Origin of the sequence: Nonomuraea rosea, assembly GCF_039539705.1 — a bacterium.
Taxonomy (GTDB): Bacteria; Actinomycetota; Actinomycetes; order Streptosporangiales; family Streptosporangiaceae; genus Nonomuraea; species Nonomuraea rosea.
Genome location: NZ_BAABDQ010000020.1, coordinates 58084 through 71934, shown reverse-complemented (window position 1 = coordinate 71934; position 13851 = coordinate 58084). Strand labels below are relative to the sequence as shown.

16 protein-coding genes are annotated in these 13851 nt (G+C 72.1%); 8 read left to right on the top strand and 8 right to left on the bottom strand.

From position 1 onward, the window contains the following. Positions 1-12 precede the first annotated feature (12 nt). Together ABEA43_RS37085 and ABEA43_RS37080 are read left to right on the top strand one after the other, a co-directional pair. Positions 13-465, top strand: a complete 453-nt coding sequence (locus tag ABEA43_RS37085; protein WP_345569351.1) for a hypothetical protein — start codon at positions 13-15, stop codon at positions 463-465. An 85-nt stretch (positions 466-550) separates the two neighbouring features. After that, positions 551-1669, top strand: coding sequence for a pyridoxal phosphate-dependent aminotransferase (locus tag ABEA43_RS37080; protein ID WP_345569350.1), 1119 nt, complete (start codon positions 551-553; stop codon positions 1667-1669). On the opposite strand, the gene ABEA43_RS37075 is transcribed toward ABEA43_RS37080, so the two are convergent. Further along, positions 1620-2678 (bottom strand): zinc-binding dehydrogenase, encoded by a 1059-nt coding sequence (locus ABEA43_RS37075; protein WP_345569349.1) that lies wholly within the window; start codon positions 2676-2678, stop codon positions 1620-1622. The genes ABEA43_RS37080 and ABEA43_RS37075 overlap by 50 nt on opposite strands. Positions 2679-2753: 75 nt before the next feature. On the opposite strand from ABEA43_RS37075, the gene ABEA43_RS37070 reads away from it, so the two are divergent. The 3 genes from ABEA43_RS37070 (at position 2754) to ABEA43_RS37060 (ending at position 5032) form a co-directional block, all read left to right on the top strand. Then, entirely contained in the window at positions 2754-3380 is a 627-nt protein-coding gene (locus ABEA43_RS37070; protein WP_345569347.1) for a TetR/AcrR family transcriptional regulator, read from the top strand. Positions 3381-3397: 17 nt separating this feature from the next. Continuing rightward, on the top strand, positions 3398-4204 hold the full coding sequence (locus ABEA43_RS37065; RefSeq protein WP_345569346.1) for a hypothetical protein: 807 nt from the start codon (positions 3398-3400) through the stop codon (positions 4202-4204). Between the two features lie 81 nt (positions 4205-4285). Further along, positions 4286-5032: an MBL fold metallo-hydrolase gene (locus ABEA43_RS37060; protein WP_345569345.1), complete on the top strand. Its 747-nt coding sequence runs from the start codon at positions 4286-4288 to the stop codon at positions 5030-5032. A 67-nt stretch (positions 5033-5099) separates the two neighbouring features. Here the strand turns inward: ABEA43_RS37060 and ABEA43_RS37055 are convergent, their stop codons facing one another. The 3 genes from ABEA43_RS37055 to ABEA43_RS37045 are packed head-to-tail and all read right to left on the bottom strand — an operon-like array spanning position 5100 to position 6993. Further along, entirely contained in the window at positions 5100-5564 is a 465-nt protein-coding gene (locus ABEA43_RS37055) for an NUDIX hydrolase (protein WP_345569343.1), read from the bottom strand. A 33-nt stretch (positions 5565-5597) separates the two neighbouring features. Beyond that, on the bottom strand, positions 5598-6584 hold the full coding sequence (locus ABEA43_RS37050; protein WP_345569341.1) for a YbgA family protein: 987 nt from the start codon (positions 6582-6584) through the stop codon (positions 5598-5600). Between the two features lie 43 nt (positions 6585-6627). Further along, complete coding sequence (locus tag ABEA43_RS37045; RefSeq protein WP_345569339.1) at positions 6628-6993, bottom strand: ArsR/SmtB family transcription factor; 366 nt, start codon at positions 6991-6993, stop codon at positions 6628-6630. Between the two features lie 35 nt (positions 6994-7028). Between ABEA43_RS37045 and ABEA43_RS37040 the strand changes: the two genes are divergently transcribed. Further along, on the top strand, positions 7029-7910 hold the full coding sequence (locus ABEA43_RS37040; protein ID WP_345569337.1) for a TIGR03620 family F420-dependent LLM class oxidoreductase: 882 nt from the start codon (positions 7029-7031) through the stop codon (positions 7908-7910). Positions 7911-7917: 7 nt separating this feature from the next. Here the strand turns inward: ABEA43_RS37040 and ABEA43_RS37035 are convergent, their stop codons facing one another. Further along, positions 7918-8592 carry a DUF47 domain-containing protein gene (locus ABEA43_RS37035; RefSeq protein WP_345569335.1) on the bottom strand — a complete coding sequence of 225 codons (675 nt, stop codon included), beginning with the start codon at positions 8590-8592 and terminating at the stop codon, positions 7918-7920. Between the two features lie 4 nt (positions 8593-8596). Further along, the gene (locus tag ABEA43_RS37030) at positions 8597-9553 is read right to left on the bottom strand and encodes an inorganic phosphate transporter (protein WP_345569334.1); all 957 of its coding nucleotides are present in this window, start codon (positions 9551-9553) and stop codon (positions 8597-8599) included. Between the two features lie 394 nt (positions 9554-9947). Here ABEA43_RS37030 and purU point away from each other — a divergent pair, with 394 nt between their 5' ends. Next, complete coding sequence (gene purU, locus ABEA43_RS37025) at positions 9948-10802, top strand: formyltetrahydrofolate deformylase (protein WP_345569333.1); 855 nt, start codon at positions 9948-9950, stop codon at positions 10800-10802. A gap of 477 nt (positions 10803-11279) precedes the next feature. Here the strand turns inward: purU and ABEA43_RS37020 are convergent, their stop codons facing one another. Both ABEA43_RS37020 and ABEA43_RS37015 read right to left on the bottom strand, forming a co-directional pair. Beyond that, entirely contained in the window at positions 11280-11930 is a 651-nt protein-coding gene (locus ABEA43_RS37020; protein WP_345569332.1) for a DUF6461 domain-containing protein, read from the bottom strand. 156 nt (positions 11931-12086) lie between these two features. After that, positions 12087-13073: an NADP-dependent oxidoreductase gene (locus ABEA43_RS37015; RefSeq protein WP_345569331.1), complete on the bottom strand. Its 987-nt coding sequence runs from the start codon at positions 13071-13073 to the stop codon at positions 12087-12089. Positions 13074-13177: 104 nt separating this feature from the next. Here ABEA43_RS37015 and ABEA43_RS37010 point away from each other — a divergent pair, with 104 nt between their 5' ends. Further along, entirely contained in the window at positions 13178-13837 is a 660-nt protein-coding gene (locus ABEA43_RS37010; RefSeq protein WP_345569611.1) for a TetR/AcrR family transcriptional regulator, read from the top strand. The last annotated feature ends 14 nt before the right edge of the window (positions 13838-13851 follow it).

Below are 13851 nucleotides of genomic sequence, written 5' to 3'. Positions count from 1 at the left end.
CACCATGGGTCCATGAGGGGGCGAATGGGGCGAGCCGCTCTGACGTGCGCGGCCCTGGGGGTGCTGTGGTGGGCCACGGTGCGTCTGGCGTGGACCGGCGTCGGCTGCGAGGAATGGGGCTGCCTGGTGCCCGCCGTCGGGATCGTCGCGGTGATCACCGCGGTGCTGGTCGGCGGGTCCGCGTACCTGCTCGAACGGGTGGACGTCCGGCCCGGGCGGCGGGTGGCGCTGGTGACGGCCGGGGTGCTGGTGGTGTTCAGGCTGGTGGGGGAGTCGCTGCCGTCGTGGACGTCGGAGTTCGCCCATGCGGTCACGGCGGCGGTGGCCTTCGCGGGGGCGGGCGGGCTGGGGGCGTTCCTGACGGAGCCCGGGGTGGCGCGGCGGTGGAAGGCGCTGACCGCGCTGGCGCTGGTGGGGCTGATGCCGCTGGCGCTCGTCGTCTCCTGGGCCAGGTTCGGCGCTTGACACCCGGTTGAGTCCAAGGGATGTTCCGTATACGGAACACTCGTGGAAGGTGCTGTCGATGCGGCCCAACTCCAGATTCGCGCGCGTGCAACCGATCGATCTCGACACAGTGGCGGCCGCCGCCGGGGACGACCCCGACGTGCTGCGGCTGGAGAACCTCGACACCGACATCCCGCCCCCGCCCGTCGCCGTGGCCGCCACCAGGGAGTCGCTGGCGGCGGGGACGGGCAACAGCTGGCTGCCGCTCACCGGGCTGCCGGTGCTGTGCCAGGCGGTCGCGGCCGACCTGCGCGTGCGGACCGGGCTGGACTTCGACCCGCTGCGCCAGGTGGCCATCACGTCGGGCGGCACGTCGGCGGTCATGCCCGTGCTGCTCGCCACCACCGAGCCGGGTGACCCGGTGGTGCTCACCGACCCCACGTACGCGGGGCTGCTCCAGCGGGTACGGCTGTCCGGCGCCCGCCCCGAGCTGGTACCGCTGCGGGTGGACGCCGGTCACTGGCGGCTCGATCGTGACGCGCTGGGCCGGGTGCGCTCGGCGGCGGCGCTGCTGCTGATGAGCCCCTCGATGCCGTCGGGCGTGGTGTTCGGCCGGGCGGACTGGGAGGCGATCGCGGCCGTCTGCGAGCGGACCGGCGCGTATCTGATCTACGACGCGGCCATGGAGCGCATCGTCTTCGGGGACCACCCGCGCATCAACCCGTGTCAGGTGGACGGGCTCGCCGAGCGTACGATCATCATCGGCTCGGTGTCGAAGGAATATCGCATGATCGGCTGGCGCATCGGCTGGATCGCCGGCCCGGCGGACATCATGTCCCGCATCATGATGGCGGTCATCTACAACACCACCGTGGCCAGCGGCTTCCACCAGCTCGGCGCCGCCGCCGCGCTCGGCGGCCCCTCGGGGGTGGCCGAGGCGGTCGCCGAGTACGAGGCCCGCCACGACACGGTGATCCGGCAGCTCGACGGCCTGCCGGTGGTGCGGGCGGCCGGCGGCTGGTCCTGCCTGGTGGACGCGGCGGCCTTGGGGCTGACGGCCACCGACCTGTCCGCCCGCCTGCTCGAACGCGGCCGGATCGCCGCCACCCCGATGACGGCCTGGGGCGAGACGGTCGCGCCCCGGTACGTACGGCTGGTGTTCAGCAACGAGCCCGTCAAGCGTCTGGGCGAGCTGCGCTCCCGTTTCGCCGCCGCGCTGGAATGAGCAGGGTCTTCCCGGTCACCGTGCGGGCCTCGATCGCGGCGTGCGCCTCGGCGGCGGACTCCAGCGGGAGCGTGGCGCCGATGGAGGGACGCAGGCGGTCGGCGGCGGCCAGGGCGAGGGCGTCCCTGGACAGCTCGCGCAGGTCCGTCGACGGCCAGGCGACGGCTCTGACGCGCGGGTCCGGCTTGGTCATCGGGCCGCCCGCCATGCCGTACACGCTCAGCCGGCCCTGGTCCTTGAGCAGGGCCTGGGCCGCCGCGCCGAGGTCGCCGCCGACGCCGTCGAAGACCACGTCCACGCCACGCGTCCGACCCGGTGCTCCGGTCCTGCCGGCGTCCCCGTTCCAGCCGGTCGCGGCGCGTACCTGGTCGGTCCCGCCGGGGTCCCCGTTCCAGCCGGTCGCGGCGCGTACCTGGTCGGTCCAGTCCGGGCGGGTGTAGTCGACGCTCAGCTCGGCCCCCAGCGACGCGGCCAGGTCGCGCTTGGCCGCGTTGCCGGCCGCGCCGATCACGCGCGCCCCGGCCGCGCGGGCGAGCTGCACGAGCAGGCTGCCCACGCCGCCGCCCGCCGCGAGCACCAGCACCCACTCGCCGGGCTGCGGCGCGGCGGCGCGCGCCAGGCCCACCGCCGTGCGGCCGTCCGCCAGCACCGCCACCGCGACCTCCGGCGACAGACCGTCAGGGATGGGGATGAGGTCGCCGGCGCTCGCCACCGCCAGCTCCGCGTAACCCCCGTAGCCGCCCAGCGTGCTGACCACCCGCGTGCCGATCAGCGTCCGGTCCACGTCGTCACCCGCCGACACCACGGTGCCCGCGACGCCGTTGCCCAGGATCGCGGGCAGCTCGGCCCGGCGCGGGCCGCGATCCGCGCGTACCTGGGTCTCCACGAACGTGATGCCGGCCACCGACACCTCCACCACCACCTGCCCGGGCCCGGGAACCGGATCCGGCACCTCCTCGACGACCAGAGCCTCCGGCCCGCCGTACCGCCGCAGCATCACCGCACGCATGATCCACCTGCCTGTTCTTTATCGGAGCGCTTTGCTCCGTTAGAAGTGTACGGGCTCCGGAATATCCTTGACCGCATGGCTACACGCGGCAGGCAGGCCGAGGCGGCACGCAACGACCTGCGGCTGTTGCAGGCGGCGCATGAGGTGTTCACGACGCAGGGGTTCGACGCGCCGGTGTCGGCCATCGCCAAGCAGGCGGGCGTCGGCATGGGCAGCCTCTACCGCCGCTATCGCACCAAGGAGGAGCTGCTCCAGCGCCTGTGCGTGATCGCCATGGAACGCGCGGTCGAAGCGGCGGAGTCGGGCCTGGCCGAGCCGGATCCGTGGACCGGGCTGGCCCGTTACGTACGCGCCTGTGTGGGCTTCCGGTCGGGCGCGCTGGCGCCGGTCGCGGGCACCATCGAGGTGACCGGCGAGATGTGGCGCACCGCCCGCAGGTCCGACGAGGCGACCAGGCGGCTCGTCGCCAGGGCGCACGAGGCGGGCGTGCTCAGGAGCGACGTGACCATGCTCGACCTCTCGCTGCTCATCGAGCAGTTCAGCCGCCCCGCCCCCGGCCCGGCGAGCCCGGAACACCAGCAGGTCAAGGAGCGGCTGCTGGCCATCGCGCTCGACGGGCTGCGCGCGCCCGGCGTGACCCCGCTGCCCGGCGAACCGCCCAGCGTGGAGTGGTACGAAGGGCGCTGGGGGACCTCGCCGTAGGGTCTACGGTTGAGGATGTGGGCTTCAACGGGCTGCTAGACGACCTCGATCACGGTGCCAGCGTTCAGGCGGCGGGCATCAGACGCGGCTATGGCGGGCCGCCGGCCCGCACGGTGAGCGTCAGCGCGGGCATGACCCGGCTGCGCTGCGCCTCCCTGCTCAAGCCGCTCTACGCGTGGGTGAGCGCGGACCGCATCCCCGACGCCGGCCGCTGGCGCCGGCACGCCGAGCCCGCCGTGATCGTCTCCTCGAACGCCGACACGCTCAACCTGTGGCTCGCCGCCGGTCCCCGCGTGATCCTCGACGACCTCTACCAGCGCACCGGCGTCGCCTGGTCGCCGCCCAACGGGGATCCGTCGCGGTTCGGGTCCGTGGAGGTCGCGGCCGAGGAGGTGGCGACCGCCTACGCGGCGCTCGCCCAGTCCGCCGCCGCGGGCGACCCCGTCGCGGGCACCATCCTGGACTGGATGCGGGAGGTCAGCACGGGGCAGGCGTTCGGCGTCCGCGAGGCGATCGGCTCGCCGGAGGCCGGGGTCAAATGCGGCTGGTACGGCGCGCCCGACGAGACCCTGCTGCGTACGCATGCCATCGCCGTCCTGCCGAGGGGCGGCACCAGGACCACCGTGATCGTCGGGATGACCGCGCTGCCCTACACCGATGGGCGCGAGCGAGAGGTCTACCGGGACCGGGTGGCTCAGGGGCTGCCCGTGGAGCCGGAGCACGAGAAGGTGGCGGGCGCGCTGTTGCGCGGGCTGATGACGACGACCCTGGCCGAGCTGGGGCATCCCCGCGGCGAAAGCGCCCGACCGCGCCCCGGGCCCTGACCCCCGGCCTCCAGGGCGTGCAGTCCCGCACGCTCGTGGCGGCTCAGACGTTCCCTCGGTGAGCTGGATCTTGGAGTTGCGATGAAATTGACCGTCTTGGGTGGGTGTGGAGCGTGGCCCGCGGCCGGCCAGGCATGCAGCGGATACGTGGTCGAGCACGAGGGCTTCCGCGTCCTCATCGACCCCGGCTACGCCACGCTGCCGCGCCTGCTCACCTCCATGCGGGCCGACGAGGTGGACGCGGTGCTGGTCAGCCACGGCCACCCCGACCACTGTGCCGACCTGAACCCGCTCCTGCGCGCCCGCGTGCTCGGCGACGCGCCGGTGCCGCCGCTGCCGGTGTACGCGCCGCCGGGAGCGCTGGACGCCGTGCTGGCGCTGGACAAGGCACGCATGCTGGCCGGCGGTTTCACGGTGCACGACCTGGCACCCGGCGTGCCGTACGAGCTGGGGCCCTTCCGCCTGGACGCCTTCGACCTGCCGCACCACGTGCCCAACGCGGGGCTGCGGCTGAGCGGTGGCGGCCGGGTGCTCGCCTACACCGGCGACACCGGGCCGGCCGCCGAGCTGGTGGCGCTGGCCAAGGACGCGGATCTGCTGGTGGCGGAGGCGACCTATCCGGAACGGGTGCCGGAGGAGGACGCACCCTACCTGTCCAGCGCGCGGGACGCGGGCCGTACGGCGGCGGCGGCCGGGGTGTCGCGCCTGCTGCTCACCCACCTGTGGCCGGACACCCCCGCGGGCCCCGCGCTCGCGTCGGCCGCCGAGTCGTACACCGGCCCGCTGGCCGTCGCGTCCGCGGGCGTGACCGTGGACCTGCGGGCGTGAGCGTGGATCTCCAGGCGTGACCGTGGACCTGCGATGAGACCTCCGCCCGATCCGCCTGCCGGGCGGTTCAGGGGCGATCAGCGGAAGTGAGCTTCTCGACGACCGCGGCCAGCTCCGGCGGCTCGACCCCTTCGGGCAGCTCCCCGGCCCATGCGTAGCCGAGGTACGCCGCGCGCTCCTCGTCGGTGAGCCCCCCGGGATCGACGTCCGGGCGCGCCTCGTCGAACCTGGCGAGGTAGAACGGCTCGGTCTTCACGTAGCGGACGCCGTACCAGGTGAAGTCCCGCTCGACCGCGACGAACCGGTCCAGCACCGCCGAGCCGGGCAGCCCCGTCTCCTCGGTCAGCTCCCGCCTGGCCGCCTCCAGCGCCGTCTCGCCGGGGTCGAGCCCGCCGCCCGGCGGCTCCCAGACGTCCATCCGGCTGACCCGGTCGTGCCAGTGCATCAGCAGGACCCGGCCGTCGCGGTCCAGGCAGACGACACGCGCGGCCGGGCGGTCGCCGCCCTCCGTGATGTTCTCGCCGGTGCTCATGGGATGACGCTATCGACCGGCCCTCCGCGCCGGTCAGCCGCCCGGGACGTGGTTGCGCAGGCGCAGGTCGTCGGGGAAGGGCGAGAAGTACGTCTGGTCGTGGACGTATGCGGCGGCCTCCCCGCGAGCGTGATGGCGCAGCAGCGTCGTGGGCACGCTCAGCGGCACCAGGCCCGCCTGGTAAGAGTCGATCACCTCCACCAGGTCCGCCCGCCGGGTGGGGTCGAGCGCGAGCATGCCCAGGCAGTGTTGCAGCGCGTTGACGTTCCTGCCGACGGTGGCCCTCGTGGCGAGCGTCCGCTGGAACACCTCGGCGTAGTCGGCGGCCACCTCCTCCCGCGGGCGGGCGCCGGCCGCGGCCACCACGCGCCCGGCCTGGCGGTAGAGCTCCGGATCGTGGGCGAGCAGCTGCATCTTGTGCCGTGCGTGAAAGGCGACCAGGTCGCGCGGCCGCCAGTCGCCGCTCAGCAGCGCGCGCAGCCTGGCGTGGGCGAACACGCGCTCCACGAAGCTCTCCCGCAGCAGCGCGTCGTGCAGCCGCCCCTCGTCCTCCACCGGCAGCAGCGGGTGCGCCTCCATGACGGTCCCGGCGAACAGGCCCTGCCGCCGCCGATCGACCGGCGGCCCGTCGGCGGGATAGAGCGGCACGCCGTGGATGCCGCAGGTGGGGCTCTTGGCCTTGAACACGTAGCCGTCCGCGTCGAGCGTGGCGGCGCGCCCGGCGGCCAGCGCGGTCATGCGGTCGGTCAGGTCGACGCGCGTCGTGCGGGTCATCAGGCGCGGGCCCTGGGGCGAGACCTCCTGCCGGAGGGTCTCGCGGGGCGTGCCCAGGCCCGCCTCCACCTCGGGGCAGATGGGCACCCAGTCCACGTACGGGTCGAGCGCGCCGGACAGGAACCGGTCGCGGCTGTGCCCGCCGTTGTAGCGGACGGGCTCGCCCAGCAGGCAGCTCGAAACCGCCAGCCGGGGACGCACGTCCGGTCTCTCCGTCGTCCTGGCGTTGGCGATCACACCTTTCATTGCACCTCCGAGGCGCCTGACCAGGCAACCAAGGGCGGGAAGATCACTGCGTACCGGCTGCTCCTTCTTCGGCGAGCACCAGCGCGAGCAGCCCGGGAAAGCGGTCGTCGAACTCCGCGCGCCTGAGGCGGTTGAGCCGGCGGGCGCCCTCGTCGCGTTGTTCGAGCAGGCCGACGTTGCGCAGAACGGAGAAATGGTGGCTGAGCGTGGACTTGGCCACCGGCAGGTGGCTGAACGTGCCGCAGGCGCGTGTCCAGTCGGGCACGCCGGCCAGCTCGCGCACGATGCTGCGGCGGACCGGGTCGCCCAGCGCGTCGAGCGCGGCTTGGAGCGAGGCCTCCAGCGGCGAGGCGTGGGTCAGGTTACGGGTTCTGTTCGACTGCCGTCGAACATCAGTGTAGTGTTCCATCTCGATCGAACATCCTACGCGAGAGGAGAGCGGCCGTGGAGATCGGGCGCGTCGGAGTGTGGCATCCCATGGTCGGCAAGGCCCCCGCGGCGGAGGGGCGACGCGCGGCGGCACGGATCGAGGAGCTCGGCTACGGCTCGATCTGGGTCAACGAGGGCTGGGGCAGCAAGGAGCCGTTCGCCGCCGCCGCCATCCTGCTGGCGGCCACCGAGCGCATCGCGGTCGGCACCGGCATCGCCAACCTTTGGGCCCGCGACGCCACGGCCATGGCGGCCGGCGCGGTGACCGTGACCGACGGCCATCATGACCGGTTCCTCCTGGGCGTCGGCGTCAGCCACGGCCCGCTGGTCGCCCGCCGCGGCCACGACTACACCAAGCCGCTGACCACGATGCGCACCTATCTCGACGCCATGGACGAGGCCTACAAGATCTTGCCCGACGCCGAGTTCCCGACGCTCCTGGCGGCGTTGCGGCCGAAGATGCTGGAGCTCTCGCGAGACCGCGCCGACGGCGCCCACACCTACTTCGTGCCGCCCGAGCACACCGCCCAGGCCCGCGCGATCCTCGGCGCGGGCCGCCTGCTGATCCCCGAGCAGGCGGTCGTGCTCGAGTCCGACCCCGCACGCGCCCGCGCGATCGCCCGCACCCACATGGCCTACTACCTGACCTTGCCCAACTACCTCAACAACCTGCGCACCCTCGGCTACACCGACGCCGACTTCGCCGGCGGGGGCAGCGACCGGCTCGCCGACGCGATCGTGGCCTGGGGCGACCAGGCCGCCATCGCCGAGCGCGTCCAGGCCCACCTCGACGCCGGCGCCGACCACGTCGCCGTCCAGCCCCTGTCCGCTGACGTCCCCGATCTGGCCGACGCCCTCACCCAGCTCACCCGGCTGGCTCCGGCCTTCGGCCTGTAGCCCCTGGTCACCGCTTCATCGCGCCGTCGGTGATGGCATCGGCCGCCTCGCCGATGGCCACGCCGACGATCTCCAGCCGGCGTACGAGCTCCCGCTCCTTCAACGCGTTCGCCGTGACCTCACCGGAGAAGATCCGCGAGATCTCGTACTGGTACATCCGCCGGATGGCGCCGCCCGCCTTCTTCGCCTCCAGCGCGTCGTGGACCACCACGGCGGGGCGGCTGGCGAGGTCCTGGACGGCGTTCTCGAGCGCGTCGATGCCGACGATCACCTGGTCGAGCAGCGGGGTGAAGCGGATCTGGTCGGGCACCCGGTAAAGATGCGACTCGCGGACGAAGTCCCGCAGGGAGTCCAGCACGTCGTCGATCGAACGCGACAGGCGAAACAGGTCCTCGCGGTCGATCGGCGTGACGAGGGCGGACTTGAGCTCCTCGATGAGCCGGGCGCGCTCCTCGTCGCCGAGGTGCTCGATCGAGCGCATCTGCTCGTGCGCCCCGGTCCTGCCCACCTCGCCGCCGATCATGGCCATCGCCAGCCACGCGCCCTCCTTGGTGGCCTGGAGCTGCCCGAGCAGGGCATCGGTGAGCGCGCTGTCCATGCGGCCGGTCATGAGATCCCGGATCCGCCGCAGGCGCTTCACCGTCCTGCCGCCTTCGATGAGCAACAGTGCCGCACTCGCCATCCCTTCATGTGACCTCCATGCTCGCGAACCCCTTCACGAGCAGCGCCAGCCCGCAGCCCAGCAACGCGCTCGCGGGCAGGGTCAGCAGCCAGGCCGTGACGATCTTCACGGCGGCGTACCAGCGGACCCGGCCGCTGCCCTGGGCCACGCCCGCGCCGATCATCCCGCCGGCGATGGCCTGGGTCATGCTCACCGGCATGCCGGCGGCGGCGCAGCCGATCACCGCCCCGCCCGCGGCCAGCTCGGCGGCGACGCCGTGCGCGGGCCTGCTGACGGTGATCTCGCGGCTGAGCGTGCGTCCCGCCTTGGGCAGGCCGTACAGGGTGCCGAGCCCGAACAGGACGGCCACCAGCGACGTGTACGTCAGCGGCGCCTCCGAGAAGCCGAACGCGATCATGAACACGGCCAGCATCTTCTGCGCGTCGTTGGCCGCGTAGGCGAGGCTCTGCAGCAGGAACCCCGCCCAGTGCCAGCGCGGCAGCCCCCGGGTCGTGGTCACCACCACCAGCACGCGGATGAGCACCCAGGCCACGAGCCCGCCGACGATGGGCGCCGCCAGGCCGAACGCGAGCACCAGCCCCACCTGACCGGCCGAGACCGGCAGCCCCCAGCCCAGCCCGGCGCCGGTGAGGCCGCCGACGATGGCCAGGGTGAGACTGGTCGGCCGCCCCTTGGCGCTGAGCCGGGCGACCACGATCAGCGACGCGATCACGGCGGTCGTCATCACGATCTTTCCGCCGGGCTCGTCGAAGGTGCCCAGCCTGGTCACGAACGTCAGCGCCACCTGCTGCGTCACCAGCGGCACGAGGGCGACCAGCACGACGAGCGCGAGGATGCCGGTCGCGGGGCGCACCGCGGTCAGCTTGAGCCCGGTCGCGAGGAGGGCGCCGCCGTCGTTGATCCCGGACACGACGGCGAACAGGCCGGCGACCACGATCAGTACGGCGGTTTCCAACGGCACGTGCTCCATCCCCGTCCGCCCGGCCCCCAGGCGGGACGCGTTCGATCCAGCCACAGCCCTTATGGGGGGAATCGCGGCTGTTCCCACGACATACGTCGTGCGCGATGCCCAATAACTACCCAAGATCGGGTGAATGATGACCAAGGCCCCTTAACGGATGCCCGCGCCGCGCGTCCTGCACCTGTACGTGCTCTCGCACGTGCGGCCGCACGTGCGCCCGCACGTGCGAGTCGGGCGCGGGCCCGGAGTCGCGGGCGCGCGGCCGGATGCCGCGCCAGGCTACCCCGGACAGCCCCGGACTGGGGCGGGTGCCCTCGATTCTGACCGGCGACCTGTACTCTGCCCAGATCAGCCACAAGGCACCTGACGATCCCACGCCCGTGAGAGTGAAGGCATGACCAGCCCCGCCGAATACGTCTTGACCCTGTCCTGCCCCGACCGCCCCGGTGTGGTGGCCGCCGTCTCCGGCCTGCTCGCCGGACACGGTTGCAACATCATGGAGAGCCAGCAGTTCGGCGACCCGGTGGGGCAGCGCTTCTTCATGCGCGTGCAGTTCGCGGGCCCGCTGACCGAAGACGACCTCAACGCGGCCTTCGCGACGTTGGCGGCGGACTTCGCCATGGAGTTCAAGCTGCGCGCCGCGGCCAAGAAGCCGCGCGTCCTGATCATGGTCAGCAAGTTCGGCCACTGCCTCAACGACCTGCTCTACCGGGTCAGATCGAAGACCTTGGACATCGAGATCGTCGCAGTCGCCTCCAACCATCCGGACCTGCGCCCGCTCACGCAGTCGTACGGGGTCGACTACCACCACTTGCCGATCACCTCGGAGACCAAGGCCAAGCAGGAGGCCGAGGTGCTGGCGCTGGTCGAGCACTATCAGGTGGACCTGGTGGTGCTGGCCCGCTACATGCAGGTGCTCTCCGAGGACCTCTGCGAGAAGCTGGCGGGCCGGGCCATCAACATCCACCACTCGTTCCTGCCGTCGTTCAAGGGCGCCAAGCCGTACCACCAGGCGCACAACCGCGGCGTCAAGCTCATCGGCGCCACGGCCCACTACGTGACCTCCGACCTGGACGAGGGGCCGATCATCGAGCAGGAAGTGGCCAGGGTCAACCACAGCCACTCACCCGAGGACCTGGTGGCGATCGGCCGGGACGTGGAGTGCGTGGCCCTGGCCAGGGCGGTCAGGTGGCATGCGGAGCAACGCGTGCTACTGGACGGACACAAAACCATCGTCTTCCCCCGCTAGACCCCGCGCAGCCCTCCCACGAGCACCCGCAGCAAGACCAAGCACCGCCCGACCTGGAACACGGCGATCGCTCACTCCCCACCTTGGCCCGACCGGGCGCGGCGACCGGGACGGCACCCGCTTTTGGTGGCGGCTGGTCTGCGGACGGTGGGGTGGGGCCGGATACGGCGATGGCCTGGTGGGAGCGCCGGCAGTCGCCCGGATGCGGTGATGGCCGGGTTGGAGCGTTGGCAGCCGGCCGGGTACGGCGGCGGTCGCGCTTTGCGTAGGCGCGGCTGCCCGGGATAGGGGTGGTCGCCCGACAAGCACTGCGCCGGTTGGTTGTCGGCGCGAGGTAGTTGATCAGGCGGTTGTTACGGTCGTCGGGCGCGCCGACGTGTGGTGGCCGTTGTTCGGGGTGCGCCGACGTGTGGTGGCCGTCGTTCGGGGTGCGCCGACGTGTGGTGGCCGTCGTTCGGGGTGCGGTGTCGGCTGGTGTCAGTCCTCGATGGCGCCCACCAGGAGCGGGCCCTGGAGCAGGTCGGCCGTGAACGTCACCCCGGTCATCCTGGCTGCCAGCGAGAACGCTCGCGCGAGGCCATTGCTGGACATGTCCTCCCATCGCGCCTCCCAGGTGTCGTCATCGTCCTCCTCCGGAGAGAGCCCGATCTCACGCATGAGGTCGTTGAGCCGATCCGGGTCACTTCCGTGGCGATCACTGGGCGTGATCGGTGGGAAGCTCGTGATGAGGGTGCCGTCGACGGCGTAGCTGAAGTCGTCCTCCGCGAAGTCGTGCCGCCCGACGGCCACCACCTCACTGCCCTTGGACATCCGGGTCAGCGTTTTCTCGATGGTCGCATTCCAGCCCCAGAGCTCCACCGCGACGCACCACTCCCCAGCCGGGATCGCCGCGACATAACCCCCGCATTCACCGCCGCCGGTCTCCTGGACGAACTCGAAGACCTGCTTGTCCAGCTCGGCGAAGCTCATCTCCCGGCCTGGCGGCCCAGCCGGTCCGAAGCGGCGTAACACCTCGGCGGGCTCGAGCCCACGAAAGAAGGACACACAGTAGATGTCGCCGAGCGGATTGGCCGCGTCCGCTTCAGGAGCCTGCAGCCAGCGGAACTGGGCGAGGGGATCGGTCGTCATGCCGCCTGATACTGGCAAACGGCACCGACAAAATCGCCGCCCCAGACTTCGCCTCTTGCCGGCCAGAACTGGTGGCAAGCAGCTCCTCTGCCTGCGGAGCCCCCTGCCTGCGGAGCCGACTGCGTGCGGCGTGCCAAGCCGATGATCCGGCGCTCGCTACCTCGGCGAGACGGCAACCAGGAGCTTGCCTCGTACGTGTTCGTGCGCCAGGTCCGCATAAGCCCGCACCGCATCGGCCAGGTCGTAGCGCCTGGTGACGGTGTCGGGAAGGACACCCTTTACGGCGAGTGCCCCCACCTCCTCCAGATCGCCGGGACGAGCCTTCGTGTAGACGGTCTCGAAGCCGGAGTCGGGCCCTGGACTGGGGAAGGCGATGTTCAGCAGGCGGCCGCCGGGACGTACCGCCCGTGCCACGGCAGGCAGCGAGGTCCCCGGGAGGGCCAGGTTGACCAGCGCGTCGACACCGTTCGGATGGCGGCGCAGGCTCTCATCGGCCACCTCGGCCGAGCGGTAGTCGATCAGCTCCGCGGCCCCCAGCCCACGGACATAGCCCTCGTCCGAGGCGATCGCGGTGGCGATCACGTGGACCCCGCGCGCGGCCAGCAGCGGTACCACCGCGCCGCCCACTCCGCCCGCGGCCCCGATGACCAGCACCTTCATGCCCCTCGTGAAGTCCCAGGCGCGCAGCAGGGGCAGCGCGGTCAGGGCCGCCGTCGGGAGAACCGCGGCATGCCCGGCGTCCAGACCGGCCGGCCGGTGCTCCAGAGCGGGCGTGTCGGCGTCGAACAGCGCGTACTCGGCCATCGTCCCCGTCGTGAAGGAGGGCGGCGCGGCGGCCACGCTCGCCATGCTCCCGGCCGAGCGTACGAGACCGAAGCCGAAGATCTCATCGCCGGGTGCGAAGCGTTCCACGTCCTCGCCCGCGCGTGTGACCGTGCCGGCGAAGTCGCCCCCGAGGACGTGCGGGAACGTCAGCGGCACCGCCTCCTTGAACACCCCGCTCACCAGCCTGAGGTCGGCCGGGTTGAGGCCGGCCGCCGTGATCCGTACCTGGATCTGGCCGGGTCCCGGCGCCAGGACCGGTACGTCCGTCAGCTCCAGCATCTCCACCCCGCCATATCCCCTGGCCACCAGCGCCTTCATATGCCCTCCTCCGAACGCAGCTCACTAAGCGGACCGTGCGGTCACGTTATCAGCATAATATGACCGGCTGGTCCGTTTGCGATAGGGTCGCGGTCGTGGGGAAGATGCGGGCCGATGCCGTACGCAACAGGCGGTTGCTGCTGGATGCCGCCGCGGCCGAGTTCGCGGAGCATGGGACGGAGGTCTCGATCGCCCGCATCGCGGCCAGGGCGGGGATCGGCAAGGGCACGGTGTTCCGGCATTTCGCCACGAAGGAGCAGCTCATGGCTGCGATCTTCGGCGACCAGCTCGATCGGCTGTCCGACGCGGGGGAGGCGCTGATGGGGAGCGCGGATCCCGGTGGGGCGCTGCTGGAGTTCATGGCGGGGGCGATCGAGCTGCAGTGCGCCGATCGCTCGTTCTGTCAGGCGGTCACCGCGAACACCCGTCAGGATCCGCAGGTCAGAGCCGCGAGTGACCGGCTGGTGGCGGTCGCGGACGCGCTCACGGCCCACGCTCGGCGGGCCGGGGCCGTACGGGATGACGCCACAGGCCATGACGTCGTGTTGCTGATCAACGGCGTCTCGCAGGCGACGGCGCCCCTGGGGGACGCGGTCCCGGGCATCTGGCGGCGCTACCTCGGCCTGGTCTTCGACGGCCTGCGCCCCGAGGCCGCCCACCCGCTCCCGGTCCCGTCCCCCCGCTCCCTCGCCCCGGAGTCGGCCCCGATGCCTGGGTCAGCTTCGGTCCCGGCTCCCGACTCGGATCCGGTGCCGCCGGACTGATCGGTCGCTCAAGC